Genomic DNA, 26173 nt, shown 5'->3' with positions numbered 1-26173 from the left:
AGACCTTCATTGCTGGGGTTGCTGGCCGGGTCCGCGCGACTGCCGCGCCGCTGCTGCGGGCGTTAGCGTTTGAGGTAGTTGTCGCTGCTGACGAGGTGGTGACGGAGGTTGCTGTTGATCATCTCGAGCGCCATGCCGGTGCCGACCGCGACCGCCTCGATGGCGTTCTCGGCGACGGCGACGGGAATGCCGGTCGCCTGGCGCAGCATCTCGTCGAAGTTGCGCAGCAGGCTGCCGCCGCCCGTCATGACGATGCCGCGGTCGATGATGTCGCTCACCAGTTCGGGCGGCGTGATTTCCAGCACGCGTTTCACGCCGTCCACGATCTTCATGACGGGCTCTTCGAGGGCGGCGACCACGTCGCGGCTCTCGATGGAGATGGTTTTCGGCAGGCCGTTGATGAGGTCTCGGCCGCGCACCTCGGCGATCAGGTTGTCCTCGTCGGTGAGGAGGGTGGCGGCGCCGACCTTGACCTTGATCTCCTCGGCGGTGCGTTCGCCGATCATGACGTTGTGCGTGCGGCGCACGTACCGGATGATGCTCTCGTCGAACTCGTTGCCCGCCACGCGCAGCGACTCGCTGACGACGATGCCGCCCAGGCTGATGACGGCGATGTCGGTGCTGCCGCCGCCGATGTCGACGACCATGCTGCCGACCGGTTCGGCGATCTTGAGGCCTGCCCCGATCGCGGCCGCCATCGGCTCCTCGATCAGGAAGGCGCGTTTCGCGCCGGAGTTCAGCGCGGCGCGCAGCACGGCGCGGCGTTCCACGTCGGACACGCCGCTGGGAACGCCGACCATGAGTTGCGGCCCGAGGCCCAGCAGTCGGCCCGCGCCGCCGCGGACCTTCTGCAGGAACATGGTGATCATCTTCTCGGTGAGGCCCTCGTCGGCGATGACGCCGTCCTTGATGGGCCGGACCGCCACGATGTTGCCGGGCGTGCGCCCGAGCATGCGGTAGGCTTCCTCGCCGACCGCCATGACTTCCTTGGTGTCGCGGGTCATGGCGATGACGCTGGGTTCCTGAAGGATCAGGCCACGGTTTTTGCTGTAAATGAGGAACGTCGCGGTTCCAAGATCGATGCCAATGTCTTCAGAAAATCTCACTCATGCCCTCCGCTAGGCCCGGCTCTGCAAGCATCACACTCTAACATGCGAGGTGAGAGGGACAGGAGAAGGGCGCGGGCCGAGAACGGCACGCCGGGGCCGCCCACCGTGACGCTTCAGGGGCGCGGCTTGAGGTACGCGGCGAGCCACACGCACGCGCAGCACGCGCCCGCCCAGGCCAGCGAGCGCCAGAACGCGTCGAGCGGGATGTGCAGGCGGCCGGACAGCAGGCCCTCGGCGGCACTGAGCGCGCCGAGCGAGGCGGGCACGGCCGAGTTGAGGCTCGCGACCGACCCGAGCGACAGGGCGGCCAGCATGACGGCCGCCACGCTGAACAGCAGGGTCAGAAGGATCAGGAACGCGCGCACTGCAGGGTCCAGAGGATCGACATTGAGGGGCATTCTAGGGGCTCTGCGGGTGAGGGCCGTGAAGAATCGCACGAAGATCACCTTCAGGATGCCGCGGGGGGCGGGACGGTCATCCGTGCACGGCGACGGATTTGACGGGCCGGGTGAGGCGGTATGCTCGGGGCATGTCCAGCCTGCCTGCCCGTGTCCGCGTCTCGCGCCTGCCCCTGCCGCCCACCCCGAACGTCGCCGTGCAACTGCGGCGACTGCTGCCGGACGCGCCGCTGGAGGCGGTCACGCAGGCCGCGGCGGCCCTGGCGGGCGGGCGCGTGGTGGGCGTGGCGGTCCTCACGGACGGCGGGGCGCGCCTAGGCATCGAGGCCGGATGGCGCGGCAAGGGGCTGGAGCAGGCCCTGCAGGACGCGGTGAGCCAATGACGGCCACCACGCCCGCCGCCCAGACTGCCCCCGTTCCGGGGGTCTTTTCACCCCAGCGGCGCAACCTGACCTTCGGGATCATGCTGTCCATGCTGATCATCGCCTTCGAGAGCCTCGCCGTGGCGACGGTCCTCCCGCAGGTCGCGGACGGCCTGGACGGCCTGCGCCTGTACGGCTGGTCGTTCAGTGCGTTCTTCGTGGGCTTCATGATCGCCACGGTCGGGCTGGGCGCGTGGGCGGACCGCAGCGGCCCCGCCCGGCCTTACCTGACGGCCGCCGTGTGCTTCGCGGCGGGCCTGCTCGTGGCGGGTCTCGCGCCCAGCATGGCGGTGTTCATCCTGGGGCGCGCCGTGCAGGGCTTCGGGGGGGGCGGGGTGGTGGCGGTCGCGTACCTCGCCATCAACCGGGGCTTCCCGGACGAGCTGCGCGCACGGGTGCTGGCCCTCATGTCGGGCGCGTGGGTGCTGCCCGGCCTGATCGGCCCGGCCCTGGCGAGCGCCATGGCGGCCCTGCTCAGCTGGCGCGGCGTGTTCCTGGGCCTGCTGCCGCTGGTGCTGGTGGCGGTCGCGCTCACGCTGCCCGCCCTGCGGCGCATCGAGGCGTCCGGGACGCCCATCGAGTGGTCCAGGATTCAGGCGGTGAGTCTCGCGGCGGCCGGACTGGTGCTGGGCCTCGCGGCCCTCGGGCAGCGCACGTGGCTGACGGGCAGCGTGCTGGCCGTGGCGGGCGCCGCGCTGGCGCTGCCCGCCCTGGGCCGCCTGTACGGCCGGGCTGCGTACCGGCTTCGGCAGCCGCTCGACGCGGGCTTCGCGGTGCGGTGGTGCCTGACCTTCGGCTTCTTCGGGGCGGAGGCGCTCGTGCCGCTCAGCCTGCAGCACCTGCGCGGCCTGAGCCCCTGGCAGTCCGGGCTGGCCCTGACCGGCGCGGCCCTGCTGTGGTCGCTGTGCTCCTTCCTGAACTCCCGCCTGGACGAACGCAGCGGCGGCCGGTACCGCTCGCGCATGGCGGTGCTGGGCGCGGCCCTCGTCGCCGCGAGCCTCGCGGTGACGGGCGTGCTGCTGCACGCGCCGCTCCCCTCGTGGCTGATCGCGCTCAGCTGGGCGGTCGGCGGGGCCGGGATGGGCTTCGCGTTCCAGTCGCACACGCTGGTGGTCCTCAAGGCCGCCCCGGAGGGGCAGGAGGGCCTCGTGAGCGGCAACCTGCAGCTGGCCGACATGCTCGGCAGCGCGCTGGGGGCGGGCATCGCGGGCGCGCTCGTCGCGCAGGTGGGCGTCAGTCACGGGAGCGGCTGGTACCTGGCGCTCGCGGCGCTGGCCGTGGCCCTCGCGGCGCTCGTCGCGCCCCGCCTGCGGGACCGCAAGCCCGCCCCCGCGAGCGCCTGAACGCCTCTTCCCTGCCCATCCCGTCTGCCCATCCCCTCTGCCCATCCCGTCTGGAGGTTCCCGCATGCAGATCGCCATCGACAGCTTCGCCATGGTCGTGAAGGACCCCGTCAGCGGCGTCACCCTGGACCCCGCCACCCGCACCGCGCACCTGCTGGAAGAGATCGAGGCGGCCGACCGCTCCGGCGTGTACGCCTTCGGGATCGGCGAGCACCACCGGCCCGAGTACCTGGATTCCGCACCCACCCTGCTGCTCGCGGCGGCGGCCGCGCGCACCTCCCGCATCCGCCTGAACAGCGCCGTCACGGTCCTCAGCGCCGACGATCCCGTCCGGGTGTTCCAGCAGTTCGCGACGCTGGACCTCATCTCGCGGGGCCGGGCGGAACTCGTGGTGGGACGCGGGTCGAGCGTCGAGGCGTACCCGCTGTTCGGGCACGACCTGCGCGACTACGACAGCCTCTTCAGCGAGAAACTCGACCTGCTGCTCGCCCTGCGCGAACAGCCGAACATCCACTGGTCCGGCCGTCACCGCGCCCCGCTGACCGGGCAGGGCGTGTACCCGCGCCCCGTGCAGCCGCTGCTGCCCGTGTGGCTGGGGGTGGGCGGCACGCCGCAGTCCTTCGTGCGCGCCGGGACACTCGGCCTGCCCCTGATGGTCGCCATCATCGGCGGGGACTTCCGGCGTTTCCGGCCGCTCGTGGACCTGTACCGCGAGGCGGGCGCCGCTGCCGGTCACGCCCCGGAGGCGCTGCGGGTGGGCGTGCACGCCTTCGGGTTCGTGGCCGACACCGCGCAGGAGGCGCGGGACACCTTCTACCCCGGGTACGCGCACATGCTGAACACGCTGGGCCGCGAGCGCGGCTGGGGAGGGCCGAACCGCGCGCAGTTCGACGCGGCGTGCGCGCCGGGCGGCCCGTACCTGATCGGCGATCCGGGCAGTGTCGCCGCGAAGGTCCGGTACGTGCACGAGGTGCTGGGCGGCGTGTCGCGCCTCGCCTTCCAGATGACAAACGCCGTCATGCCGCACGACCGGATGCTGCACGCCATCGACCTGCTCGGCACGCAGGTCCGCCCGCGCGTGCAGGACCTCATACAGTTTTGAGCTGAACTTCCGGAGTTCAGCCGAGCGACCAGGGCACCAGCAAGGACGGTGTTGAGGAGACGAAAGCGGGCAGGCGTCCTGCAGGGCGTCCGTTCTGCCCAAGAAGGGATGCCCTTGCTGTTCCCGGCATCCCTGAAATCGGATCAACACCGTATCACGCCCGCCTGAAGAGGACTCCGGGCCGGTGAGCGGGGGCGCGGGCCTTCAGGGGCAGCGGAAGGAGGTGCGGGCGAGGCGTTCGAGGAACGTCACGCCGAAGCGCACGCCGCGCTCGAAGTCCTGCACGCGGATGTTCTCGTTGGGGGCGTGGACGCGCCCGCCCACGTTCCCGATGCCCATCGCGACGCACGCGACACCCAGGTGCTGCACGAAGGGATGCATGGGGCCACTTCCGCCCGCCGAGGGGTGGACGACCGGCTCCTGCAGGGAACTGTCGCGGGCCGCCGCGAGGGCCGCCTGCACGAAGGGGTGCGCCACGTCGCTGCGGGCCGCGTGCTCGTGACTTTCGAGTTCCACGACCTCGATGTCGTGCAGGCCCTGCGCGTCCAGGTGCGCGCGCAGCAGGCGCACGATCTCGGCGGGGTCCTGGTCCGGCACGAGGCGGAAGTCGATCTTGGCGAAGCCGCTGGCGGGCAGGACGGTCTTGCTGCCCGCGTCGCCGTACCCGCCGTGCAGGCCGTTCACGTTGAGGGCCGGTTCGAAGTTCGTGCGGCGGTTCGCTTCGCGGGCGTCCGCGTCGCCCAGGAAGCCGCGCACGCCGTAACTGCCCGCCAGCGGCCCGCGCGGGTCCGGCAGGGACGCGAGCGCGTCCAGGTCGACCGGTCCGGGCGCGCGCACCGCGTCGTAGAAGCCGGGAATGGTGACGCGGCCCGCGTCGTCGCGCATGGACGCGATGGCGCGGCTCAGGCGGTACAGGGGGTTGTCCACCACGGCGCCCAGGGAACTGTGCAGGTCCGAGTCCGACACGCGGCAGCGCAGTTCCAGGCACACGATGCCTTTCAGGCCGAGCGACACGACGGGGCGGCCCTCCTCGCTGATGCTGCCGAACTCCCACCAGCAGCCGTCCGCCTGCAGGTCCGCCGCGTGCGCCTCCACGAAGGCGGCGATGCTGGGACTGCCGACCTCCTCCTCACCCTCGATCAGCCAGCGGACCCGCAGCGGCAGCGTCCCGCCGTGCGCGGCCCGCACGGCGCGCACGGCCGCGAGGCGCGACACGAGTTCACCCTTGTCGTCCGACACGCCGCGCCCGTACAGCCGCCCGTCCCGTTCGGTGAGCGTGAACGGCGGCGAGTCCCACAGTTCGGCAGGCGTTTCCGGCTGCACGTCGTAGTGGTTGTAGATGAGGAGGGTGGTGTCGCCCTCGCCCGCCTCGGCGAGCAGGATGGGCGCGACCTGGCCGGGCGAGCGCCGCACCGTGAACCCCTCCGCTTCCAGCAGGGCCGTCACGGCGTCCGCCGTTTCCGGCAGCATGCGCCCCTGGGCGCTCACGGATTCCAGCGCGACGAGTGCCGCGAGGTCCGCGCGGCCCTGCCGCACGTAAGGGGCGAGGTCCTGGGCGTGGGGGGCGGGCGCGTCGGGTGCGGTCATGCGGGCAGTGTAGAGCACGGGCGTGGCGTGCAGGACGCGCGGGCGGGCATGCCGGACGTGAACCTCCGGCTCGTGACCGGGGCGTACGGTCCCGGTCCGGTGGTAGAGAGGCCGGGGTCAGTCCTCGGTGTCGGGCGTGCGGCCCTCGGCGCGGTCGAGGGCGTTGCTGGCGTCGGTGCTTTCCTCGCCCTGTTGTGGGGAGTGCGTGCCGGTGAGGCGTTCGACCTGTTCGGCATTCAGGTGTTCGCGGCTGGGGGCGGGGACGTGCGGCGCGGCGCGTTCCGCGAGGTCGGCGGGCGCGTCGCCCTGCTCGGCGGGAGTGCGTGTCTCCGGGAGCGTGCCGGGCAGACCGCTGCTCAGGTTGCTGATGGTGCTCAGTTCGGCCCCGTCCGGCGCGAGTTCGGACCCCTTGGCGTCGTCGTTCATGTCTTCAGTGTGCGGGGCGGGCGGCGGGCGGCGTGACGGCCGCGTTCAGGGCACCTTCATGCCTGCCGCGCCGGGCGGGGCACGGAAAGGGGCCGCCCGCTCGCGCGGACGGCCCCCTCGTCACCTGAAGGTTCAGGCTTCGCTGTAGCTCTTCTCGATCGGCACGCCGACGCTGTTGCCCCACTCGGTCCAGCTGCCGTCGTAGTTCTTGACGTTCTTGTAGCCGAGCAGTTCGCGCAGCACGAACCAGCTGTGGCTGCTGCGTTCCGCGATGCGGCAGTACGCGATGACGTCCTTGTCGGGCGTGACGCCTTCACCCTCGTACAGGGCCTTGAGTTCGTCGGCGCTCTTGAAGGTGCCGTCCTCGTTGGTGGCCTTGGCCCAGGGGATGCTGCGCGCGCCGGGGATGTGGCCGCCGCGCAGCACGCCTTCCTGCGGGTAGTTGGGCATGTGCGTGACCTTGCCGCTGAACTCGTCGGGGCTGCGGACGTCCACGAGGGCGCCCTTGCCGTCCTTGACCGCCTGGATGTGCGCCTTGACCTCGTCGCGGTACGCGCGGAGGTCCTCGTTGCGGGTCAGGCCGGGGTACGCGGCGGCGGGCTGCGTGTCGGACGCGTCCGTGGTGAGTTCGCGGCCCTCGGCGGCCCACTTCTGGCGGCCGCCGTTCATGATCTTGAGGTTCTGCACGCCGTTGTACGTGAGGAACCAGTACGCGTAGCTGGCCCACCAGTTGCTCTTGTCGCCGTACAGGACGACGGTGTCGTCCGGCGTGACGCCGAGCCTGCCGAGCAGTTCGCTGAGGGCCTGCGCGCCGATGAATTCACGTTCGACGCTTTCCCACAGGTCGAGTTGCCAGTCGAGCTTCTGCGCGCCACGGATGTGGCCGGTGTCGTACAGCAGGATGTCCTCGTCCACCTCGATCAGTTTGATGTGGGCGTCCTGGGCGTGCTCGGCGACCCAGTCGGTGGTTACCAGCACGTCTTTGGCGTAATCGGTCATAAGTGCCTCCCTGGCATGAACGGTGCTTGACTCTGGATGTGGGGTGCTGCTCCGTGAGGCAGTGTACCCGACACGGCCCCAAGTTGACAAAAACAATCAACTAGACTTGCCGCTCGGCCCGCCCGCAGGCCCACCGGCCGGATTCCGCTCCGGCCACACACGCGGCCGCCGGGCGCAGAAGTGCGTACGACTCACCATGCGCCCGCACGCCCCGGCGCTACAGTGACGGCATGACCGACACCCCCGCCGCGCTGCCCGAGAAGCTGGCCGCCATCGCGCAGATGTTCAAGTCCGCGCCGAAACCGCTGCGCCTGCAGGCCCTGCTGGAGTACAGCAAGAAACTCCCGCCCGTCCCCGACAAGTACCTGGAGCACCCGGAATTCATGCAGCCCGTCCCGGAGTGCGCGTCGCCGTTCTTCCTGGTGACGGAGCAGGCGGACGACCACGTCCGGATGTTCTTCAAGGTGCCGGAAGAAGCGCCCACCGTGCGCGGCTACGCGGGCATCCTGACGGAGGGCCTGCAGGGTGCCACGCCCGAGGAGATCCTGAACGTCCCCGACCAGTTCTACATGGAGATGGGCCTGTCGGAACTCATCACGCCGATGCGGCTGCGCGGCATGGGCGCCATCCTGCACCGCCTGAAGGCCGCCGTGCGCGAACAGGACGCAGAGCAGCACGCCGGATAAGAACCACAGATGACGGACGCCGGGGGAAGCCTTCCGGCGTCCGTCTGCCCTATCGGGGCGGCCCGGTCAGGTCAGCCCGGTCAGGTCAGGAGCTGCCCGCCTGCAGCGCTTCCCGCTGAGCGCGCGTCAGTCCGGCCAGCACGAGCGCGTGACTGTGCCGCAGCAGGTCCAGCACCAGCGCGTCCGGGAGCAGGGGGGCCACCCCGTCCGCCGGGCTGGGCGGGCCGAGCGTCAGGGTGTTCCAGTGCCGTTTGTTCAGGTGGTAGCCGGGCGTGACGCGCGCGTGCTCGGCGCGCAGGGCCTCCGCGCGGGCCGGATCACACTTCAGGCTCAGGGTGAGCGGGTCGTCCCGCAGGCCGATCAGGGCGTACATGCGTCCGCCCACCTTGAGGACCAGCGTATCCAGCCCGAACGGGAAGGTCTCCTGCGTGCCGGGCAGGGCAGCGGCCGCCGCCCGCAGTGCTGTCACGGTCTGCATGCCCCAGCGTACCGCACCGCTCCCGGGGCGGGCCGGGCGGGTCGGGGCTACCGCCACTTCATCTGAAGTCCCGATAATGAGGCACCTTGACCCTCTCCCCCGAGTCCGGCCCGCCCGAGTCCAGTCCCCCCGAGCCCCTGCTGCACGAGCCCCTGTCGCCCGGGCCGCTCTCCCCCGCTCCGCCGCCCGCACCCCCGGCCCCGGGAGCGGTGCGGCCCGGGGAGCGCTGGGCCCTGCCGGACCTGCTGCGCGGCCTGGCGATCCTGGGCATCCTGTGCGTGAACATGCAGGACTTCGCCGGGTACGACGAGTGGACGCAGCGAGGACCGGACCGGGCGGCGCAGGTGTTCGTGGACGTGTTCCTGAACGGCAAGTTCATCTCGCTGTTCGCGGTGCTGTTCGGGGCGGGCATGCTGACCATCCTGTCGCGCTCCGGCGCGGCGCGGCTGCTGCGGCGACTGCTGCTGCTGCTGCTGCTGGGGACCGCGCACTTCGTGCTGCTGTGGCACGGGGACATCATCTCGCTGTACGCGGTGCTGGGCCTCGTGCTGCTGCCGCTGCTGGCCCGGCCGCCCGCCTGGGTGCTGGCGGGGTCGGGCGTGATCCTGTGCGCGTGGTGGCTGCTGCTGCGCGTGCAGGACGCCCTGAACCTCGCGTCGCCCGGCTCGGAACGGTACTCGTTCGCGCTGCATTTCCCGCCGCACGCGTCCTGGCCGGACGTGGCCGGGGTGCGTGCGGCGGAGTTCGCGGGCGACCTGTTCGGCAGCGGGCTGTACAACCTGGAGTGGCTGCTGGGCCTGCTGCTGCTCGGCATGGCCGCGCAACGCTCCGGGCTGCTGGCCCGCCCGGAGCGGTTCCGGCCGCTGCTGCGCGCCCTGCTGGTGGGTGGGGTGCTGCTGGGCCTGCCGCTCGGCGTGACGCTCGCGTGGCTGAACACGCAGGCGACAGAACTGGCGGGCCTGTGGCAGGTGCCGGTGCGGCTGCTGGGCGGCCTGCTGCTGGGCCTGGGGTACGCGGGCGGGGTGGGCCTGCTGGTGGCGTCCGGGCGCAGCGGGTGGTGGAGGGCGTTCGCTGCGCCCGGACGGCTGGCGCTCAGCAATTACCTCACGCAGTCGCTCGTGATGACGACCGTCTTCTACCCGTACGGCCTGAACCTGTACGGGCGGGTGGGCGCGCTGGGGGCACTGCTGCTGGCGTTCGCGCTGGGGGCCCTGCAGGTGTGGGTCTCGGCGTGGTGGCTCAGCAGGCACGCGCAGGGGCCGGTGGAGGGCCTGCTGCGCGTGCTGGTGTACGGTCGCCGCTGACGGGCGCGGCGGAACGGGGAACGCGGGGTTACTTCAGGCGGGCGTCACCGGGCGCCACGCCGTACACCGCGCCCCAGGGCTTGTAGACGCTCTTGAGGGTATCGCGCGTGACCTTGCCGCCTGGCGCCTTGATGGTCCGCACGATGGTGCTCGTCATGCCCTGCACCGGCACGTCCAGCAGGCGGCGACCGCCGGGACGCACGCGGTTGTCGGGCGTGTAGCTGGGCGTGGCGGCGGGCTTGAAGTCCGTCACGACGGGCTTGCCGATGCTGACGGTCCGGTCGGGTTTCGTGCCGAACAGGTCGAAGCGCAGCGTCTGCGCCTTCCTGTCCCAGCTGGCCTGCACGAACAGGTACCTGGCGGTGTCGTTCTTCATGCGGAGGTTCTTGGCGGGCGCGTACACGGTCGCCTCGAACCCGACCGGGTCGTAGTACTCCACGCGGTGCGAGTGCTCGTGGCGCTCCACGATCGGCAGGCCCGCCTGGTACATGGCGCGGAAGATGGTGGTGGACACCTGACAGATGCCGCCGCCGTCCTCCTTCTCCAGGGTGCCGCCGCTGATCACGTAGCCTTTCACGAAGCCGGTGCTGGCGGAGATGTCGCCCACCTCCTTCGCGAAGTCGAAGGTGTGGCCGGGCGCGACGAAGAAGTTGTCGAGCTTCTGCGCGCCCACCAGGACGTTCGTGACGCGGAAGGCAGGGCTGCCCTTGAAACTGCTCGTGCCGGTCGAGACGTGCTCCAGCACGCCGCGGTCCGCGAGGACCTGCACGCTGCGGGTGGGCGCCGTGACCTTCACGACCGCCTCGGCGCGGTCCTGCCCGGCCAGGATGGCCTTCAGGATCGCCTGCTTGGTGGCTTCGCGGTCGAGCGTCCAGCCGTTCTGCTGCGTGGCGGTCCAGTGGCCGCCCACGTTGCGGAAGGTGGCGGGTTTCGGGGCGCGCGCGTCGATCTGCTTCTGCGCGGCGTCCAGCCCGGCACTCAGCAGGCTGCTGAACTTCTTCGCGCCGCGGCTCGCGGTGACGCCCTTATCGTTCATGGGCCATGACTTCGTCACGTCTATCTTCTGGAGTTTCCCGCCCGTGATGCGCGGCTCCTGGGCGTTCAGCACCAGCTTGAAGGCGGCGGCCTGGGCGGGCGCGGCCTTCCTGGGGGCCTGCTGGGTAGGCGTGGCGGCGTGGGCGGCGGTGGGCAGGAGGGCGGCGGCGAGGGCCACGGTGACGGTCAGCAGGCGGTTCACGTCTCTCATTGTCCGGTGCCGGGCCTGACGGTCCGTGAGCGGCGTGCGCGCCTCCCCTTGAGGCACCCTGCCGGCAACCTTATGGAACCGGGGGGCGCTTCGGGGGCGCGCGCAGCGGTTGACCGCGCCCCGGACCCCGCTTATACTCTGGTCCGCTGGCCCGGACCACGGGCGACCTGTCATGCCCTCCAGGGCGACGAACGGCATGTTGGGGCATTGTGTAATGGCAGCACAGCAGTCTTTGGAACTGTTAGTCCAGGTTCGAATCCTGGTGCCCCAGCCAACCACGCCTGCCCCGCAGGCACACCGGCCGCGCAGGTGAGAGCAGCGGCGCAGCAAGGGGCGGTCTCCTCCGGGGGCCGCCCCTCCTTCATGACTGGCGCCCTGCCGCGCAGAGGGTGCGGCGCGGGCGGCGCGTTGTGCCTATAATGCCTGGGTTATGCGTTCTATTACCGTCGGCACGCGGGGAAGTACACTCGCCCTCGCGCAAACCCGCTGGGTGGTGGCCCGCCTCAAGGAAGAGTGGCCAGACACCGATTTCCGGATCCAGACCATCTCCACCAAAGGGGACAAGTCCAAGGAAAGCCTCAGCAGCATGGCCCAGAAGGGCGACAAGGGCTTCTGGGTGAAGGAGATCGAGGACGCGCTCCTCACGAACCGCATCGACATCGCCGTGCACAGTCTCAAGGACCTGCCGACCACGCAGCCGGAAGGTCTGGAGGTCGCCAGCATCCCGCAGCGCGTCGACGCGCGCGACGTGCTGATCGGCAAGGAAGGCATGAAGCGCCTCGCGGAACTCCCGCAGGGCGCGCGCGTCGGCACGTCCAGCGTGCGCCGCAAGGCGTTCCTGCGCGCGTTCCGTCCGGACCTGAACATCCTCGACCTGCGCGGCAACATCGACACCCGCATGGCGGCCCTCAGCAGCGGCGAGTACGACGCGATCATCCTGGCGGCCGCCGGCCTCATCCGCCTGGAGCTGCGCCCGCGCATCGACGAGTTCCTGGAGAGCGACATCATGCTGCCCGCCCCCGGTCAGGGCGCGCTGGCGCTCGAGACGCGCAGCGACGACGACCTGTCCGTGGAGGTCGCGTACGCCATCCACGACCGCAACACCGACGACCGCATCACCGCCGAACGCGAGTTCCTGGCGGGCCTCGGGGCGGGCTGCATGGCGCCGGTCGGCGCGCACGCCACCATCAAGGGCGGCATCATCACGCTGGAAGGCTGGGTGGGCGCGCTGGACGGCTCGCAGGTGATCCGCGCGACCACCAGCGGCGACGTGGCCGAGTGCGCCGACCTGGGTGCGGAACTCGCGCAGGACATGCTGAACCAGGGCGCGGCCGCCCTGATCGAAGCGGCCCGCGTCTGATCCTCTGAACCCCTGAGCTGCGCGGGAAGGCGGGCGGGTGGCGGCGACGCTCCCGCCCGCCTTCCTGACGCGTGACGCGCCCGGCCATGCACCGGCGGGCGTGCCCGGCCGGATGGCGCTGAACTCCGGAGGTTCAGCGCCATTCGGTCTCACAGCATCGTCATGGGGTCGCCCGCCTCGTACGCGGTGACGCTCAGGTCCCGTGCGCCCAGGGCGTGCAGGGCCTCGACGGCCGGGCCGATGTGCGGCAGCGCGAGGTGCGTCTGCATGTCGGCCACGCTGTTCCACGTCTCGACGAGCGTGAAACGGCCCGGCACCTCGAGGTCGTGTGAGACGCGGTAGTCGAGGCAGCCCTGCTCGGCGCGCGTGCGGGCGGCGAGGTCCGAGAGCATCTGCGAGACCTGGGCGTGATGTTCGGCGGGAACGGTGACGTAACCGAGCGAGATGACCATACGTGAACCTCCGGGGTGAAGGGGTGGGCGGGCCGGGTTGTGGGACGACGCCAGTGTACGCCGCGGCGGTCCGCACCCGCTACGGCGCGCGGCCCTGCCTGTTAGCATCCGCTATGGCAGAACGGTCCCCCATGACGACAGACGAATTCGAGGTGCGCCAGCGGCTGGTGCGGGTGGCGCAGGGCCACGAGGACGCGGACCTGCTGATCCGGGACGCGCGGGTGGTGAACGTCCTGACGCGCGAGGTGTACGCGGCGGACGTGGCGGTCGCGGGCGGCCGGATCGCCGCGGTGGGCGGCGGCTACCGTGCGGCGCGCACGCTGGACGCGCGGGGCGCGTTCCTGGCGCCGGGCTTCGTGGACGCGCACATTCACATCGAGTCGACGATGCTGACGCCCGCCCGGTTCGCGCAGGTGGTGCGGCCGCACGGCACGACGGGCGTGGTGGCCGAGCCGCACGAGCTGGTGAACGTGCTGGGCCTGGACGGCCTGCACTGGATGCTGCAGGCGGGGCGCGGGAGTGGCGTGCGGGTGTTCGCGAGCCTGCCGTCGTGCGTCCCGGCGAGCGCGTTCGAGCGGGGCGGGGCGGCCCTCACGCCGGAGGACGTGCGCGCGGGGCTGGCGGTGCCGGGCGTGCTGGGCCTCGCGGAGATGATGAATTACCCGGGCGTGCTGGGCCTCGACGAGGGCGTGTGGGGCATCCTGCGCGAGGCGGGCGGGCGGCGGGACGGGCATGCGGCGGGCCTGGGCGGGCGGGAGCTGCAGGCGTACGCGGCGGCCGGCATTCACAGCGATCACGAGGCGGTCACGCCGCAGGAGGCGCTGGAGCGCCTGCGGGCGGGCCTGTGGCTGATGGTGCGCGAGGGGTCCGCCGCGCGGAACCTGGAGGCGCTGCTGCCGGTCCTGCGCGGCGATCACACGGGCGGGCGGGTGCCGCGCCGTGCGATGCTCGTCAGTGACGACGTGGGCGTGGACGAACTGCTCGCGCTGGGGCACCTGGACCGCCTGATGCGGACGTGCGTGGCGGGCGGCATGCACCCGGCGGACGCGCTGGCACTCGTGACGTGCAACCCCGCCGAGTACTGGGGCCTGCACGACATGGGCGTGGTCGCGCCGGGCCATCACGCGGACCTGGTGCTGCTGGAGGACCTGCGGGACTTCCGGGTGCTGGAGTCGCTGGTGGGCGGCGAGCCACTCGGGACGCAGGCGGTCACGCCGCGCCTGGCGGGCGGCCGGGTGGACCTGGGGGCCGGGTGGGACACCGTATCGCTCGCGGTGCCCGTGCACTGGCCGGTGATCGGCGTGCGGCCCGACCAGATCGTGACGGACCGCCTGCCCGCCCCGGACGCAGCGGCACAGGACGGGGGCGGGCAGGGCATGGACGGGCCGCTCACGCGGCTGGTCGTGGCGGACCGCTACGGGCGTGGCGAGGTGGCGGCCTGCTGGGCGCACGGCATCGGGCTCACGCGCGGCGCGGTCGCACTGAGCGTCCTGCACGACGCGCATCACGTGATCGTGGCGGGCGCGGACGAGGCCAGCATCCGCGCGGCCGGACGGGCACTGGAGGCGATGGGCGGCGGCGTGGTCGTGCACGACGGGCAGCGCATCACGGCGCAGCTGCCCCTGCCCTTTGCGGGCCTCATGACGGACGACGCGCCCCTCTCGGCCGCGCGGGACGCGGAAGGCATCACGGCCGCCATGCACGCCCTCGGCAGCGGCCTGCCATACCCCATCACCACACTCAGCTTCCTGGGCCTGAGCGTCATCCCGTCCCTGAAACTCACCCCGGCGGGCCTGCTGGACGTGGACGCCTGGACGCTCGTGGACCGGGAGGCCGCGCCCGCCTGATACGGTTTCGAGCTGAACTTGTAGAGTTCAGCCGAGCAGAGCAAGTGCCAACAAGTACGGTCTGGAGGAGATGGAAGCGGGCAGGCGTCCTCTCCTGCTCATGGGCGCTGTTCTGCCCAAGAAGGGATGCCTTTGCTGTGTCCGGCATCCCTGGAATCGGATCAACACCGTACGAGTGCGCGCGGGGCGAGCCGTATACTCCTGACATGCCCACCGTGACCGTGACCGGCCTCCCCTCCCCCATCCGCATCGAAGCGCACGAGGGCGAACGCCTGGTGCTGGCGCTGGAACGCGGCGGGACCGGCATCCTGCACCGCTGCGGCGGCGCGGCGCGCTGCACCACCTGCCGCGTAAAGTTCGAGGCGGGCGAACCGGAACGCATGACGGTCGCCGAACGCGACAAGCTGCAGGAGAAGGACCTGCTCGGCACCGCGCGCCTCTCCTGCCAGATCCTGTGCGACCATGACATGACGCTCACGCCGCTGCAGACGGAGAGCGGCACGGGCCTGGAGGCCGGGAAGGCGCCCGCCGAGCAGATCGAGCCGGACCCCGTCTGGGTCTGACCCGGTTTCGAGCTGAACTTCTAGAGTTCAGCTGAGCGAAGCGAGTGCCAACAAGTCCGGTCTGGAGGAGATGGAAGCGGGCAGGCGTCCTGTACGTCCTGCAGGGTGCTGTTCTGCCCAAGAAGGGATGCCTTTGCTGTGTCCGGCATCCCTGGAATCGGATCAAAACCGGATGAGGTCCTCGGTGCTCATGCCGGTGCCCGCGCAGCCGCTCAGGCTGATGCGGCCGTCCCGCACCACGTTGGTGGGCGTGCCCTCCACGAAGGTCTCAGCGCGTTCGCTGCGCACCATCAGCAGCGACAGGCCGCGCTGCAGGCCCACCACAGGCGCCGTGACGAGCATGGCGTGCAGCAGCGGCACCTCCGTGTAGAACATGGGGTCGCCGACGGCCGAGCCGAGCGCGATCACGATGGCGAGTTTCACGGCGCTCAGCTGGCCCAGGCCGCGCTTGCCGGTCAGGCGCAGCAGCGGCACCTACAGGAACATCACGGCTGTCCGGAACGCGATCTCCAGCAGGAACAGCGGCGGGGCGTCCCTGAGCCACAGGCGCTGCCCGCCGGAGGGACGCAGGTTCGCGCTCACGGCGCGGCGCCCTCCGGTATCGGCGGGAGCGGTTCGTCCGGCAGGCCCAGGCCCGCGAGGATGCGGGCGCGGTCCCAGCGGATCAGGTCGGACAGCTGCGTGAGGAGCCGCTCGAAGGCGGGTGTGCCGGGCGTGGCGGCCCGGAGGTCCTGCCACAGCGCGTTGCGGCGGCGCAGGAAGGCCGTGTCCGGCGGGGGGACGGTCATGTGTTCAGTGTACGGGAGGGCAGGTGCGGGTCATCCGGCATTGATCCGGTGACAGGGCTGCTGGTGCTGTTTCCGGCATCCCTGGAATCGGATCAACACCGGATCAGAAGTCCTCGCCGAGCAGGGCGTCGTCGAAGTGCGTGAGGCGCGGGTGGCGCGCGAGACGTTCGGCGCGGGCGAGCAGGTCGGACACCTGGGCGCGCGACAGGCCGAACATCACTTCCGGGCAGATCAGGTGCTCGAAGGTGGGGCGGGCCGGTTCGCGCGTGCAGTCCATCAGGCACACCTCGAAGGCCTGTTCGGGCGGCTGGCGGACGTTGTGCATCACGAGCGCGCCGTACCCGTTGTCGAACCGGAAGCGGTGCAGTTGACCTTCGGGCGTCTGTTCGCGGCGCGGGAGGGTCAGGACGCCCGGGAACTCGAAGGGTTGGCTGGTGCGGCTGGTGGTCATGTCGCTGATCCTCCGGCGGTGCGTGGCCCGCGCCTGTCGGTGGGCCGTGGGATGGAAGGTGGGGTCGGGTGCCCCCGCACCCGGAATGAAGACAGTATGAACGAAAGAAGCTTACGAAGTCTTCACAAAACTCCACATCCGGGGAAAGGTCCGGGCGGGGCGGGCGCGGTCGGGGGCCGGTCACGCGCCTCAGGACTCAGGCTCTACAATCCTTCAGATGCCCTGGAGCCAACCGTGGACCGTGCTGCGCCTGATCCTGCTGCTGATGAGCAGCGAGTTCGTGCGGACGGGCCTGCTGGTGTCGTACCTGCCGCTGGTCGCGCCGGGACTGCATCTCAGTGCGGGCGCGGTGGGGCTGATCTTTGGGGTGCATTACCTCGCGGACGCGCTCGCGAAGGGGCCGGTGGGCGTCCTGACGGAACGCTACGGGCTGGGGCGGGTGCTGCTGCTCGGGTCGGGGCTGGGGCTGGGTCTGCTGCTGCTGCTGCACCGCTCGCCGGGCCTGCCGCTGCTGGCGCTGGTGTCGACCGTGTGGGGCCTGTGTTACGCGGCACTGTGGCCGGGCGTGATGGCGGCCTCGCAGCACTTCGCGCGGCCCGGCATGACGAGCCGCGCCCTGAGCGTCACGTCGGTGAGCGTCGTGCCGGCCATCGTGCTGGGCCTGCTGGGGGTGGGGCAGCTCATGCAGCGGCAGCCGGGCGCGGCGTTCCCGCTGCTGCTGGGCGGGCAGCTGGTCGCCCTGACGGTCGCGGCGTCCCTGCTGACGCTGCGCCTGCCCCGGGCGAACCTGTCGGCCCAGGCCGTGCCGGGCGGCGCGCCGCAGGACCGGCCTGGGCACGTGCCGTTCCGGGAACGCTGGGGGCGGGTGGGGGTGCTGCTTCCGGCGGCGCTGGCGCAGTCGGCCGCGCCGGGCCTGCTCGCCACGGTCTTCTATCCGCTGCTGGAGCGCCTGAACCTGCACCTGTCGCAGCTGTTCGTGCCGGTGCTGCTGGGCGTGCTGGTGGGCGCAGCGTCCCTGTGGGCCTTCGGGCGGCTCGCGGACCGCTTTCATCCACGCGCGGCGCTCATGCCGGGCCTGCTGCTGCTGGCCCTGACGTTCCTGCTGGCGGGCTTCCCGGGCCTGGAGGGACGCGTGACGCTCGTGACGCTGATGCTCGGCCTGGCGTACGGGGCGTTCATCGCAGGCTGGAACGGGCTGGTGGGGCGCACCCTGCCGCCCGAGTACCGCGCGGCCGCGTGGGGCACTGTGATGGCCGTCGAGTCGCTCGGGAACGCGGTGGGGCCGGTGCTGGGCGGCGTGATGTGGGCCGCGTACGGGCAGGCGGGCGTCTTCTGGAGCGGGGCGGGCATCCTGCTGCTGGTGGAGGGGTACTACCTGTGGCCGGGCCGGGCCGTGATGCGGCGCGCGCGCCCGCCCGCGGACGTCCGGCAGGACGAGGGGCCAGCGTAGGGCGGCCCCGTGGGCGCCGCGCCTCATTTGCCGGGCGTGCAGTGCGGTACCATGGCCGGATGACGCCCGGTTTCTACGCCCGCAGGCTCGCCCGTCCCGGCGCGGTTCTCGCCCCGATGGCGGGGTACTCGGACGCGCCCATGCGCCGGTTGTCGGCGGAGCAGGGGGCGCTGTGGACGGTGTCCGAGATGATCAGTGCGCGCGGTCTGGTGCTCGGCAACGAGGGGCCGGACCTGACGATCGGTCGGCCGTACCCGGGCGAGCAGGACCGCGTGGTGCAGCTGTACGGCGCGGAGCCGGACATCCTGGCGGAGGGCGCGCGGCGGGCCGTGTCGTGGTTCGGCGCGTCGGCAGTGGACCTGAACATGGGCTGCCCCGTCCCGAAGATCAAGGGGAAGGGCGGCGCGTGCCTGCTGCTCACGCCGGAGGTGGCGTACGCGCTGGTGAGCGCCATGCGGGCGGCCGTGCCGGTGGACGTGAGCGCCAAGATCCGCCTCGGGTACGACCGGGTGCGGGCGGTGGAGATCGCGCAGGGTCTCGCGGCAGCCGGGGCGAGCCTCATCACGGTGCACGGCCGGACGAGCGCGCAGCGGTACACGGGCACAGCCGACTGGGACGCCGTGGCGCAGGTGGCGGCGGCCGTGCCGGTCCCGGTGGTGGGGAGCGGCGACGTGACGGACCTCGCCACGCTGCGCCTGCGGCAGCGGAGCGGCGTGGCGGCCGTCATGGTGGGGCGCGGCGCGGTCGGGAACCCGTGGCTGTTCGCGCAGGCGAACGGCACACTGGACCGCGAGCCGGGCGACGCCGACCGGGCACGCGCGGCCCTGCGGCACACGGTCCTGAATGCCGCGTGGTACGGCGAGCGGCGCGGCCTGCTGCAGATGCGCAAGGTGCTGCCCCGGTACTTCGCGCACCGTCCGGAGTGGCGGGAGGCGCTGGTGGGGTGCTCCACCGTGCAGGACGCCCGTGAGGCCCTCACGCGCCTGACCGGCACGCCGCTGGCGGAGGACGCCGGGGCGGGACCGGCGGGGGAGCTGGCAGGTGCGCCGTTCATGCCGTCCACTTCGGGGTATGATGAGAGCAGGCCATGAATGTTCCCGACTATTACGACTACCTGTGCGCTGCCCGTGAGCAGCTCTGGAACTTTCTGCGTGCGCTGCCCGCCGATGACCTGAACCGTGACCTGATTGAAGGGGAACGCTTCCGGAACATCAAGGACCTGCTGCTGCACGTGATGGATTTCGAGGACCACTGGGTGCACGGCGTGGCCCGCGACGTGCGCGGTTACCACGCGCAGGACTTCCGGCACGAGTGGAGCGTCCCGAACGCCAGCCAGTACGACCTGAACTGGATTCTGGAGTACAGCCGCAGCGTGCAGGCCGAAACCCTGAAGTTCCTGGCGTCCGGCCCGGACCTGAGCGCCGACGTGCCGCTCATCAAGGACGATCCCGGCGAGAGCACCGTCACGCTCGACCAGCTGATGTGGAACGTCATGACGCACGAGGTGCGGCACACGGCGCAGATCGTGCTGCTCATCCGCATGCTGGGTCACACGCCGCCGTGGCTGGACTACCTGCGTTTCGCGCGCCCGCACTCGCCCGCCTGACGCGCACAGCCGCGCTGCCCGCGCCCTGTCTCCGTGACGGGCGGGCGCGCATGCTAGCCTCCAGGCATGTTGAAGGTCGTGTTGTTTGCCCGCCTGAAGCGCGAGGCGGGCCTGGAGCAGCTGAGCCTGCCGCTGCCCGTGCCGCCCACCGTCCGCGCCGTGGCCGCGCAGCTGGAAGCGCAGTACAGCCTGAACCTGCGCGGCTGCATGGTCGCCGTGAACGAGGTGTACGCCGACCCGGACGCGGCCGTGCAGGACGGCGACGAGGTCGCGTTCCTGCCGCCCGTCGCGGGCGGGTCGGAGGACGCGCCCACCGAGTTCGTGCAGGTCACGGACCGCGAACTGCGCCTGGAGCGCGCGAGCGACTTCCTGGTGCGGCCCGCGTACGGCGCGCAGGCGTACTTCGTGGGCACGGTCCGCTCACCGAACCTCGGGAAGGTCGTGGACTTCATCGAGTACGAGGGGTACGCGCCCATGGCGGAACGCGTGATGCGCGACGCCGCCGCGCAGGCCCGCGCGCGGCACGGCGAGGAGCTCGGCGTGTACGTGCAGCACCGCACGGGCCGCCTCACGCCCGGCGAGGTCAGCATCCTGATCGGGGTGGGCAGCCCGCACCGCCGCGCGGCGCTCGAAGCGTGCGATTTCCTGATCGAGCACCTGAAGGTCGTGCTGCCCGTCTGGAAGCTGGAGGGCGATGAGGACGGCGAGCACTGGGTGAAGGGCCAGACGAGCAGCGGCACGCTCTGAACGGCGTGCGGGACAGGGCGGGAACGTGAGAGCGGGGCGGCACACCCGGTGACCGCCCCGCTCTCTCCCGTTCAGGGTGTGCCGCTCTCAGCCGCGTTTCTCGGCGCGGGTGCAGTCGGTGCAGACGCCGTGGTATTCCAGTCGCACGTCCTGCACCTGGAAGCCCTGTGGGAGGCCGCTGGCGGGCATGGGGACGGCCTCTGCGGGAATGTCGTAGATGGCGCCGCAGGTGCGGCACACGACGTGGTGGTGGCCGTGCCCCTCGTGCTTGTAGTCGTAGCGGGTGGCCTGCCCGGCGCGTTCGATGGTCATGACGACGCCGTCCCGCACGAGGGCGTCCAGGGTGCGGTACACGGTGCCGAGGCTGATGCTGGGCAGCGTGGCGCGCACCTGCCCGTGAATCCAGGCGGCGTCCGGGTGGGTGTGGGTTTCGCGCAGGGCCTGAACGACGGCCTGACGCTGGCGGGTGTTGCGGACCATCGTCATGAGAGCAGTCTAGCAAAGTGAGCTGACGGACTTGTGACACCGCTTCCTGAAGGGCGCGTCAGGTGGGGAGCGTGCCGGGGGTGGGCACTGGGGCGTCCGGCTGACCGAACAGGTGCCGGACCTGCCGCAGGTCGTCGCCGCCCGCCAGGACCAGCACGCTGTCGCCGCGGTGCAGGTGCGTCGCGCCGCGCGGGATGAGGTACTGCCCGTCGCGGTGAATGAGGATCACGAGCGCGTCGGGCGGGAGGCGCAGGTCCACGATGCGGCGCGTGTCGGCGGCACTGCCGGGCGCGACGTCCACTTCGGCCATCTTGGTGCGGTCGTACCCGGTGGGAAGGTACGTGAGCGGAAAGGTCGGCTGGCGCGGCAGGTCGCCGTGCACGCGCAGCAGGCGCGCCACGTGCCGCAGGGTGGTGCCCTGCAGCAGCACGCTGCTCACCACGATGAAGAACACCACGTTGAACAGCGTCTGCGCGCCGCTGACGCCCGCCAGGAGCGGGAACGTGGCGAGCACGATGGGGACCGCGCCGCGCAGGCCCACCCAGGCGACCATGCCGCGGTCGCGGCGCGGCATGTGCGAGAAGGCGAGGCTCAGGTACACGCTGACGGGCCGCGCGACGAACATCAGGAACAGCGCGCACGACAGGGCCAGTCCGGCGGTGGGGAGCAGTTCGCGCGGGTTGACGAGCAGGCCCAGCGTGAGGAACATCCCGATCTGCATGAGCCACGAGAACCCGTCGTGGAACTGCGTGAGGGAGCGCTTGTGGATGAAGTCGGCGTTGCCGAGCACGAGGCCCGCGAGGTACACGGCGAGGAAGCCGCTGCCGCCCAGCTGTCCGGCCGCGCCGAACACCACGAGCGCGAGCGCGATGGTCATGACGGAGTACAGCCCCTCGAACTGCAGGCTGAGGCGGTTCAGGGCCCACAGGGACGCGCGGCCCAGCACCCAGCCGACGAGCGCGCCGATCAGCATCTGCTTCAGGAAGAACGGCAGGAGCGTCCACACGCTCTGCTCCGGGTGCAGGATCAGGCCCGTCAGGCCGAGCGTGAGGAACACCGCCATCGGGTCGTTCCCGCCGGACTCCAGTTCCAGCAGCGGCGTGATCTGCCCGTGCAGGCCCAGGCGGCGTTCCTGCAGGACCGTGAACACGGCGGACGCGTCGGTGCTGCTCACGACCGCGCCGAGCAGCAGGGCGGGCAGCCACGGCAGGCCGAACACGGCGTGCGCGAAGGCGCCCATGAGGGCCGTGGTGAGCAGCACGCCGAGCGTCGCGAGCGACACACCGCTGCCCAGCACGGGCCGCACCTCGGTCCAGCTCGTGCCGAGCCCGCCCCGGAAGAGGATCAGGGCCAGGGCGAGCGTGCCGATGCTCTGCGCGAGCCCGTAGTTGCTGAACACGATGCCGCCCGGCCCGTCCGACCCGGCGAGCATGCCGACCCCCAGGAACAGCAGCAGGCTCGGCACGCCGATCCGGCCGGAGGCCTTGCTGCCCACGATGCTGACGAGCAGCAGGACGCCCGCCACCAGCAGGTACAGTTCGGTGCGGTGCGCTTCAGGCATGTGCGGGCGCTGCGGCTGGCCGGCAGCGGGTGCGGGGACGGGCGCAGGTCATGGTTCATGGTGCCATGCACGGCGGGCCGTAATGGTGCCGCGCGGCCCGCCGTGACGCCCGCGCCGCCAGGGGTCAGGGGCGCAGGTCGTCCTCGTCCGTCAGGAAGTCCACGGCGCCCGACCCGATCTCGTAGAAGCCGCCGATCACGCGGATCTGCCCGCTCGCCTCGGCGTCGCGCACCACCGGCTGGGCGCGCAGCGCGGCCGCCTGGTGCCGGACGTTGTTCAGCACCGCTTCCCGCATGCGTGCCTTGCGGTCCCGGATGACGGGCAGGCCCTCCAGACTCGGCTGGATGCGCCGGATGAGCTGCTGGAGCGCGTCGGGCTCCTGCGCGATCTCCTCCTCGGGCATCATGGCGGCCTGCACGGCGCCGCAGCCCTCGTGCCCCATCACCATCACGAGGTTCACGTTCAGGTGCCGGACCGCGTACTCGACCGTGCCGAGGCCCGCCTCGCCCACCACGTTCCCCGCGACACGCACCACGAACAGGTCCCCGAACCCCTGGTCGAACACCAGCTCCACCGGCACGCGGCTGTCGCTGCACGCCAGGACCACCGCGAAGGGCGTCTGCCCCATGATCTGCGCGCGGCGTTCGTTCGCGCCGAGTTCCGGCCGGGACGCCTGGTTGGAGAAGAAGCGGGCGTTGCCGTCCTTGAGGGCCCGGATCGCCTCGCCGGGACTGTTCACGCGGGCAGGCTTGAGGCCCGCGATGTCCACCATGCTCGCGCCGCGGCGGATGGCGTCCAGAATGCGCGTCTCGTAGTCGGGCGGTGTGTCGCTCATGGGGCGATTGTACGGGAGCGGCGCGCCCCGCATCACCGGTCCGCTGGACAGCGCCCGCCGGACGGTGCGCGCCGGACAGGACGGGAAGGCGCGCTCTAGACTGACGGCATGGACACTCCCTCCGCACCCCTCACGCCGGACGGCCCGGACCTGCAGGACCTGTTCGACCGCTACGCGACGCTGCGCGACACCATTCAGGGCCTGGAGGCCGAACGGGAGGAACTGGGGGCCGTCATCAAGGCGGCCCTGCTGGACGGCCAGCGGGTCGAGACGGACATCTACCGCGCCACCCTGAAACGCTCGCGGCGGCTGGAGTACCCGGTCGCGCGGTTCCGGGAGGTGTTCGGGGACGCGGCGACACTGGAAGTGGCCAGCATCGACAAACGCAAGGCCGAAGCGCTCGCCCGCGCGGGCGACCTGGACGGCGAACGCCTGCAGGGCCTCGCCGAAGTGAAGGAAGTCGTGAGCCTCGTGCTGGAACAGAAGACCGCCCCGTGACGGCAGACGGCACGCTGGAGATCGTGCAGGGCGACATCGCCGCACAGACGACCCACACGGATTCCGTCCAATCCGTTATAAAAATGGCACCCCACCATTTTTCTAACTCCTTTCCCGGAACCTGTCCTTTCCTCCTCCTTCCAGTCGGGTCAACCAGTTACTTCATAACTGGTTGACCGGAATCCGTATCAGGTCATCGTGACGGCCGCGAACGCGCAGCTGGCGGGCGGGGGCGGCGTGGACGGCGTCATTCACCGCGCGGCGGGGCCGGAGCTGCTGCGCGCCATCCGCGCCATCCGGCACTGCGAGCCGGGGTCGGCCGTCATCACGCCCGCCTTCGACCTGTCCCGGCAGGGCGTGCAGCACGTCGTGCACGCGGTCGGCCCCATCTGGCGGGGCGGCACGGCCAACGAGGCGGTCCTGCTGGCAGGCGCGTACCGCCGCAGCCTGGAGCTGACGGTGCAGGCCGGGTGCGGCAGCGTGGCGTTCCCGGCCATCAGCACGGGCGTGTACGGGTACCCGCTGCCGCTGGCGGCGCAGGTGACGGTGCAGGCCGTACGGGCCTTCCTGCAGGGCAGGCCGGACCTGCGGGTGCGGGTGGTGCTGTACGACCGGGGCGCCCTGAACGTGTTCCTGCGCGCGGACCGGGCGGCCGGGCAGGACGCCGGAACGCGCACGGACGGGCACGGAACACCCCAGTAACGCCCGCCCCCGTACGCTCGGGAGGACCGCTGGAGGTCGGGCGGGGGACACACGCGCTGGAAGGAAGGGGAGCAGGGGGCGGGGTGGCCGGGCCGGGGGGCGCGGCACCCAGGGATGGACGGGCCGGGCACATCCGCCCGGTCCATGACGTGCCAAGTGCAGGTCCTCCCGGATGGAGCTGAACGCTTGAAGTTCGGCCGGGCGGAATGCGGAGCCGCCGCCCGGCCGCGAGCAGCGGAGGGGACGGTTCCGCGCCGCGTCCATGTCACTTCAGGAAGGAGTCCCGGACGGGTTTCGTCTCAGGGCATGAGGGGGACGCGGGAGAGGCGCTCCACGGCCTCACGCAGCACTTCCGGGGGCTGCACGAGCGCGAATCGGACGTACCCCTCCCCCATCTGCCCGAAGGCGCGGCCCGGCGACACGGCCACGCCCGTCTCGCGCGCGGCCCGCACCGCGAACGACACGCTGTCCGCGAGGTCCGCGCCGCCCTGCCTGGGACGCGCCCACACGTACATGCTCGCCTGCGGCCAGCGCACGTCCCAGCCGAGCGCGTGCAGGGCGGGCACCAGCGCGTCCCGCCGCTCCCGGAACACCTGCAGGCCGCCCGGCACCGTCCCGAGCGCCGCCGTGGCTGCCGCCTGAATGCCCAGCCACGGGTGGAAGTCCACGGCGCCCTTCACGCGCGCGAGGGCTGCGATCACGTCCGCGTCACCCACCGCGAACCCCACCCGGAACCCGCCCATGTGATGCGATTTCGACAGGCTGTGCAGCTCCACCACCCCGCCGAACGTGTCGTCCGTCGCCTGCAGCGCGCTCGGGGCGAGGTCGTCCTCGCCGGGCGCCGGGTACGTCAGTTCCGCGTACGGGTGGTCGTGGACGAGCAGCGTGCCGCGTTCACGGCACCAGTGCGCGGCCTGCTCGAAGAACGCGCGGGTCGCCACGGCGCTCGTGGGGTTGTTCGGGTAGTTCAGCAGCAGGGCGCGCGGGTGCACGCCCGCAGGCACGTCCGCCAGCACCGGCAGGAACGCGTGCTCGGCGTGCAGCGGGAGCGGCACCACCTGCAGGCCCGCCACGGCCGCCGCGCCGTAGTAGGGCGGGTAGCACGGGTCCGGCATCAGCAGGGTGTCGCCGGGGTCGGTGGTGGCGAGCAGCAGGTGAGCGAGGCCCTCCTGCGCCCCGATGAGCGGCAGGACCTGCGTGACCGGGTCGAGCGTCACTCCGAAGCGCCGCCGCATGTACTGCGCGGCCGCCTCGCGCAGCGGGGCCGTGTCGCTGAACAGCGGGTAACGGTACGTGTCCGGCCGGTCCGCGGCGCTCCGCACGGCGTCCAGCGCGGCGGCGGGCGGCGTGCCGTCCGACGAGCCGATCGAGAGGTCGATGATGCCGTGCCCGGCCGCGCGGGCCTGCGCCACGGCGGCGTTCATGAGGGTGAACACGCTGCCCGGCACGGCCGCCGCGCGCCATGAAGTCCAGCCGGTCCGCAGGGTCGTCATGCCCTGAGGGTAGCAGAGGGCCGCACGGCAGGCCCGCACCCGGTGAGACGGGACGAAAAAACCGCCCTTTCAGGCGGTGATACAGAGAATATAGCGCGGTATGCACCCGGCGTCAACTCATGCATTCGAATGGTCGTGGACTCTTGGGCACGACAGTGGTTCAATGAACCATGAACGAGCTTACGTGTCCGCATTGCGGCGCCGTCCGCATCGTCAAAAACGGCCATGCCCACA

The 26173-nt window shown here is 71.5% G+C and carries 29 protein-coding genes and 1 tRNA gene; 15 read left to right on the top strand and 15 right to left on the bottom strand.

Annotation, left to right across the window (positions count from 1 at the left end; translation table 11 throughout):
• Positions 1–62: 62 nt before the first annotated feature.
• Both IEY33_RS16650 and IEY33_RS16645 read right to left on the bottom strand, forming a co-directional pair.
• Positions 63–1106: a rod shape-determining protein gene (locus IEY33_RS16650; protein ID WP_188964420.1), complete on the bottom strand. Its 1044-nt coding sequence runs from the start codon at positions 1104–1106 to the stop codon at positions 63–65.
• 116 nt (positions 1107–1222) lie between these two features.
• Positions 1223–1474 (bottom strand): hypothetical protein, encoded by a 252-nt coding sequence (locus IEY33_RS16645; protein ID WP_188964419.1) that lies wholly within the window; start codon positions 1472–1474, stop codon positions 1223–1225.
• A gap of 164 nt (positions 1475–1638) precedes the next feature.
• Here IEY33_RS16645 and IEY33_RS16640 point away from each other — a divergent pair, with 164 nt between their 5' ends.
• The 3 genes from IEY33_RS16640 (at position 1639) to IEY33_RS16630 (ending at position 4374) form a co-directional block, all read left to right on the top strand.
• The gene (locus tag IEY33_RS16640; RefSeq protein ID WP_188964418.1) at positions 1639–1890 is read left to right on the top strand and encodes a hypothetical protein; all 252 of its coding nucleotides are present in this window, start codon (positions 1639–1641) and stop codon (positions 1888–1890) included.
• Positions 1887–3272 carry an MFS transporter gene (locus IEY33_RS16635; RefSeq protein ID WP_188964417.1) on the top strand — a complete coding sequence of 462 codons (1386 nt, stop codon included), beginning with the start codon at positions 1887–1889 and terminating at the stop codon, positions 3270–3272. Before IEY33_RS16640 ends, IEY33_RS16635 begins: the two co-directional genes overlap by 4 nt.
• A 64-nt stretch (positions 3273–3336) precedes the next feature.
• Positions 3337–4374: an Atu2307/SP_0267 family LLM class monooxygenase gene (locus IEY33_RS16630; RefSeq protein WP_188964416.1), complete on the top strand. Its 1038-nt coding sequence runs from the start codon at positions 3337–3339 to the stop codon at positions 4372–4374.
• A 204-nt stretch (positions 4375–4578) separates the two neighbouring features.
• On the opposite strand, the gene IEY33_RS16625 is transcribed toward IEY33_RS16630, so the two are convergent.
• From IEY33_RS16625 to IEY33_RS16615, 3 genes are all read right to left on the bottom strand, one after another.
• A complete protein-coding gene (locus tag IEY33_RS16625) occupies positions 4579–5961 on the bottom strand; it encodes a M20/M25/M40 family metallo-hydrolase (RefSeq protein WP_188964415.1) in 1383 nt (460 codons plus the stop codon).
• Between the two features lie 117 nt (positions 5962–6078).
• Positions 6079–6387, bottom strand: coding sequence for a hypothetical protein (locus IEY33_RS16620; RefSeq protein WP_188964414.1), 309 nt, complete (start codon positions 6385–6387; stop codon positions 6079–6081).
• A gap of 132 nt (positions 6388–6519) precedes the next feature.
• Positions 6520–7386, bottom strand: coding sequence for a sulfurtransferase (locus tag IEY33_RS16615; RefSeq protein WP_188964413.1), 867 nt, complete (start codon positions 7384–7386; stop codon positions 6520–6522).
• A 230-nt stretch (positions 7387–7616) separates the two neighbouring features.
• On the opposite strand from IEY33_RS16615, the gene IEY33_RS16610 reads away from it, so the two are divergent.
• Positions 7617–8072, top strand: a complete 456-nt coding sequence (locus tag IEY33_RS16610; RefSeq protein WP_188964412.1) for a SufE family protein — start codon at positions 7617–7619, stop codon at positions 8070–8072.
• A gap of 85 nt (positions 8073–8157) precedes the next feature.
• Here IEY33_RS16610 and IEY33_RS16605 read toward each other — a convergent pair whose 3' ends face one another.
• Positions 8158–8550 (bottom strand): MmcQ/YjbR family DNA-binding protein, encoded by a 393-nt coding sequence (locus IEY33_RS16605; RefSeq protein ID WP_188964411.1) that lies wholly within the window; start codon positions 8548–8550, stop codon positions 8158–8160.
• A gap of 86 nt (positions 8551–8636) precedes the next feature.
• On the opposite strand from IEY33_RS16605, the gene IEY33_RS16600 reads away from it, so the two are divergent.
• Entirely contained in the window at positions 8637–9854 is a 1218-nt protein-coding gene (locus tag IEY33_RS16600) for a DUF418 domain-containing protein (RefSeq protein ID WP_268238847.1), read from the top strand.
• A gap of 28 nt (positions 9855–9882) precedes the next feature.
• Here IEY33_RS16600 and IEY33_RS16595 read toward each other — a convergent pair whose 3' ends face one another.
• Positions 9883–11100 carry a VanW family protein gene (locus IEY33_RS16595; RefSeq protein ID WP_188964410.1) on the bottom strand — a complete coding sequence of 406 codons (1218 nt, stop codon included), beginning with the start codon at positions 11098–11100 and terminating at the stop codon, positions 9883–9885.
• 200 nt (positions 11101–11300) lie between these two features.
• Here IEY33_RS16595 and IEY33_RS16590 point away from each other — a divergent pair.
• Together IEY33_RS16590 and hemC are read left to right on the top strand one after the other, a co-directional pair.
• Positions 11301–11374, top strand: a tRNA-Gln gene (locus tag IEY33_RS16590).
• 156 nt (positions 11375–11530) lie between these two features.
• A complete protein-coding gene (hemC, locus tag IEY33_RS16585; RefSeq protein ID WP_188964409.1) occupies positions 11531–12460 on the top strand; it encodes a hydroxymethylbilane synthase in 930 nt (309 codons plus the stop codon).
• 149 nt (positions 12461–12609) lie between these two features.
• Here the strand turns inward: hemC and IEY33_RS16580 are convergent, their stop codons facing one another.
• Positions 12610–12912, bottom strand: coding sequence for a putative quinol monooxygenase (locus IEY33_RS16580; RefSeq protein ID WP_188964408.1), 303 nt, complete (start codon positions 12910–12912; stop codon positions 12610–12612).
• Between the two features lie 131 nt (positions 12913–13043).
• On the opposite strand from IEY33_RS16580, the gene IEY33_RS16575 reads away from it, so the two are divergent.
• Both IEY33_RS16575 and IEY33_RS16570 read left to right on the top strand, forming a co-directional pair.
• A complete protein-coding gene (locus tag IEY33_RS16575; protein ID WP_188964407.1) occupies positions 13044–14759 on the top strand; it encodes an adenine deaminase in 1716 nt (571 codons plus the stop codon).
• Between the two features lie 206 nt (positions 14760–14965).
• Positions 14966–15322: a 2Fe-2S iron-sulfur cluster-binding protein gene (locus IEY33_RS16570; RefSeq protein ID WP_188964406.1), complete on the top strand. Its 357-nt coding sequence runs from the start codon at positions 14966–14968 to the stop codon at positions 15320–15322.
• 162 nt (positions 15323–15484) lie between these two features.
• On the opposite strand, the gene IEY33_RS16565 is transcribed toward IEY33_RS16570, so the two are convergent.
• The 3 genes from IEY33_RS16565 to IEY33_RS16555 form a co-directional block, all read right to left on the bottom strand.
• Positions 15485–15796, bottom strand: a complete 312-nt coding sequence (locus tag IEY33_RS16565) for a DUF421 domain-containing protein (protein ID WP_188964405.1) — start codon at positions 15794–15796, stop codon at positions 15485–15487.
• Between the two features lie 104 nt (positions 15797–15900).
• A complete protein-coding gene (locus IEY33_RS16560; RefSeq protein WP_188964404.1) occupies positions 15901–16110 on the bottom strand; it encodes a hypothetical protein in 210 nt (69 codons plus the stop codon).
• A gap of 103 nt (positions 16111–16213) precedes the next feature.
• Entirely contained in the window at positions 16214–16561 is a 348-nt protein-coding gene (locus tag IEY33_RS16555; protein ID WP_188964403.1) for a hypothetical protein, read from the bottom strand.
• Between the two features lie 217 nt (positions 16562–16778).
• Here IEY33_RS16555 and IEY33_RS16550 point away from each other — a divergent pair, with 217 nt between their 5' ends.
• The 4 genes from IEY33_RS16550 to IEY33_RS16535 all read left to right on the top strand — a co-directional run bounded on the left by IEY33_RS16550 (position 16779) and on the right by IEY33_RS16535 (position 20364).
• Positions 16779–18011: an MFS transporter gene (locus tag IEY33_RS16550; RefSeq protein ID WP_188964402.1), complete on the top strand. Its 1233-nt coding sequence runs from the start codon at positions 16779–16781 to the stop codon at positions 18009–18011.
• 59 nt (positions 18012–18070) lie between these two features.
• Positions 18071–19102 carry a tRNA dihydrouridine synthase gene (locus IEY33_RS16545; RefSeq protein WP_188964401.1) on the top strand — a complete coding sequence of 344 codons (1032 nt, stop codon included), beginning with the start codon at positions 18071–18073 and terminating at the stop codon, positions 19100–19102.
• Entirely contained in the window at positions 19099–19617 is a 519-nt protein-coding gene (locus IEY33_RS16540; protein ID WP_188964400.1) for a DinB family protein, read from the top strand. Before IEY33_RS16545 ends, IEY33_RS16540 begins: the two co-directional genes overlap by 4 nt.
• A gap of 66 nt (positions 19618–19683) precedes the next feature.
• A complete protein-coding gene (locus IEY33_RS16535) occupies positions 19684–20364 on the top strand; it encodes a molybdenum cofactor biosynthesis protein MoaE (protein ID WP_188964399.1) in 681 nt (226 codons plus the stop codon).
• Positions 20365–20451: 87 nt separating this feature from the next.
• Here the strand turns inward: IEY33_RS16535 and IEY33_RS16530 are convergent, their stop codons facing one another.
• From IEY33_RS16530 to IEY33_RS16520, 3 genes are all read right to left on the bottom strand, one after another.
• On the bottom strand, positions 20452–20850 hold the full coding sequence (locus tag IEY33_RS16530; RefSeq protein ID WP_188964398.1) for a Fur family transcriptional regulator: 399 nt from the start codon (positions 20848–20850) through the stop codon (positions 20452–20454).
• 58 nt (positions 20851–20908) lie between these two features.
• Positions 20909–22411, bottom strand: a complete 1503-nt coding sequence (locus IEY33_RS16525) for a potassium/proton antiporter (protein ID WP_188964397.1) — start codon at positions 22409–22411, stop codon at positions 20909–20911.
• Positions 22412–22535: 124 nt separating this feature from the next.
• Positions 22536–23246 (bottom strand): carbonic anhydrase, encoded by a 711-nt coding sequence (locus tag IEY33_RS16520; protein WP_188964396.1) that lies wholly within the window; start codon positions 23244–23246, stop codon positions 22536–22538.
• 108 nt (positions 23247–23354) lie between these two features.
• Between IEY33_RS16520 and IEY33_RS16515 the strand changes: the two genes are divergently transcribed.
• A complete protein-coding gene (locus IEY33_RS16515; RefSeq protein ID WP_188964395.1) occupies positions 23355–23744 on the top strand; it encodes a hypothetical protein in 390 nt (129 codons plus the stop codon).
• 195 nt (positions 23745–23939) lie between these two features.
• Positions 23940–24446, top strand: coding sequence for a macro domain-containing protein (locus tag IEY33_RS16510; protein WP_229671106.1), 507 nt, complete (start codon positions 23940–23942; stop codon positions 24444–24446).
• A 299-nt stretch (positions 24447–24745) separates the two neighbouring features.
• Here the strand turns inward: IEY33_RS16510 and IEY33_RS16505 are convergent, their stop codons facing one another.
• A complete protein-coding gene (locus IEY33_RS16505) occupies positions 24746–25939 on the bottom strand; it encodes an aminotransferase class I/II-fold pyridoxal phosphate-dependent enzyme (protein WP_188964394.1) in 1194 nt (397 codons plus the stop codon).
• Positions 25940–26173 lie beyond the last annotated feature (234 nt).

Source organism: Deinococcus aquiradiocola (genome assembly GCF_014646915.1).
GTDB classification, from domain to species: domain Bacteria; phylum Deinococcota; class Deinococci; order Deinococcales; family Deinococcaceae; genus Deinococcus; species Deinococcus aquiradiocola.
The sequence above is the reverse complement of the archived record's forward strand: the minus strand, read 5'-3'. Positions and strand labels throughout refer to the sequence as shown.

Excerpts from the sequence above, each read along its gene's own strand:
- IEY33_RS16640 (WP_188964418.1), top strand. The coding sequence starts at position 1,639 with ATGTCCAGCCTGCCTGCCCGTGTCCGCGTCTCGCGCCTGCCCCTGCCG.
- IEY33_RS16635 (WP_188964417.1), top strand. The coding sequence starts at position 1,887 with ATGACGGCCACCACGCCCGCCGCCCAGACTGCCCCCGTTCCGGGGGTC.
- IEY33_RS16630 (WP_188964416.1), top strand. The coding sequence starts at position 3,337 with ATGCAGATCGCCATCGACAGCTTCGCCATGGTCGTGAAGGACCCCGTC.
- IEY33_RS16625 (WP_188964415.1), bottom strand. The coding sequence starts at position 5,961 with ATGACCGCACCCGACGCGCCCGCCCCCCACGCCCAGGACCTCGCCCCT.
- IEY33_RS16620 (WP_188964414.1), bottom strand. The coding sequence starts at position 6,387 with ATGAACGACGACGCCAAGGGGTCCGAACTCGCGCCGGACGGGGCCGAA.
- IEY33_RS16615 (WP_188964413.1), bottom strand. The coding sequence starts at position 7,386 with ATGACCGATTACGCCAAAGACGTGCTGGTAACCACCGACTGGGTCGCC.
- IEY33_RS16610 (WP_188964412.1), top strand. The coding sequence starts at position 7,617 with ATGACCGACACCCCCGCCGCGCTGCCCGAGAAGCTGGCCGCCATCGCG.
- IEY33_RS16605 (WP_188964411.1), bottom strand. The coding sequence starts at position 8,550 with ATGCAGACCGTGACAGCACTGCGGGCGGCGGCCGCTGCCCTGCCCGGC.
- IEY33_RS16595 (WP_188964410.1), bottom strand. The coding sequence starts at position 11,100 with ATGAGAGACGTGAACCGCCTGCTGACCGTCACCGTGGCCCTCGCCGCC.
- hemC (WP_188964409.1), top strand. The coding sequence starts at position 11,531 with ATGCGTTCTATTACCGTCGGCACGCGGGGAAGTACACTCGCCCTCGCG.
- IEY33_RS16580 (WP_188964408.1), bottom strand. The coding sequence starts at position 12,912 with ATGGTCATCTCGCTCGGTTACGTCACCGTTCCCGCCGAACATCACGCC.
- IEY33_RS16575 (WP_188964407.1), top strand. The coding sequence starts at position 13,044 with ATGACGACAGACGAATTCGAGGTGCGCCAGCGGCTGGTGCGGGTGGCG.
- IEY33_RS16570 (WP_188964406.1), top strand. The coding sequence starts at position 14,966 with ATGCCCACCGTGACCGTGACCGGCCTCCCCTCCCCCATCCGCATCGAA.
- IEY33_RS16560 (WP_188964404.1), bottom strand. The coding sequence starts at position 16,110 with ATGACCGTCCCCCCGCCGGACACGGCCTTCCTGCGCCGCCGCAACGCG.
- IEY33_RS16555 (WP_188964403.1), bottom strand. The coding sequence starts at position 16,561 with ATGACCACCAGCCGCACCAGCCAACCCTTCGAGTTCCCGGGCGTCCTG.
- IEY33_RS16550 (WP_188964402.1), top strand. The coding sequence starts at position 16,779 with ATGCCCTGGAGCCAACCGTGGACCGTGCTGCGCCTGATCCTGCTGCTG.
- IEY33_RS16545 (WP_188964401.1), top strand. The coding sequence starts at position 18,071 with ATGACGCCCGGTTTCTACGCCCGCAGGCTCGCCCGTCCCGGCGCGGTT.
- IEY33_RS16540 (WP_188964400.1), top strand. The coding sequence starts at position 19,099 with ATGAATGTTCCCGACTATTACGACTACCTGTGCGCTGCCCGTGAGCAG.
- IEY33_RS16535 (WP_188964399.1), top strand. The coding sequence starts at position 19,684 with ATGTTGAAGGTCGTGTTGTTTGCCCGCCTGAAGCGCGAGGCGGGCCTG.
- IEY33_RS16530 (WP_188964398.1), bottom strand. The coding sequence starts at position 20,850 with ATGACGATGGTCCGCAACACCCGCCAGCGTCAGGCCGTCGTTCAGGCC.
- IEY33_RS16525 (WP_188964397.1), bottom strand. The coding sequence starts at position 22,411 with ATGCCTGAAGCGCACCGCACCGAACTGTACCTGCTGGTGGCGGGCGTC.
- IEY33_RS16520 (WP_188964396.1), bottom strand. The coding sequence starts at position 23,246 with ATGAGCGACACACCGCCCGACTACGAGACGCGCATTCTGGACGCCATC.
- IEY33_RS16515 (WP_188964395.1), top strand. The coding sequence starts at position 23,355 with ATGGACACTCCCTCCGCACCCCTCACGCCGGACGGCCCGGACCTGCAG.
- IEY33_RS16505 (WP_188964394.1), bottom strand. The coding sequence starts at position 25,939 with ATGACGACCCTGCGGACCGGCTGGACTTCATGGCGCGCGGCGGCCGTG.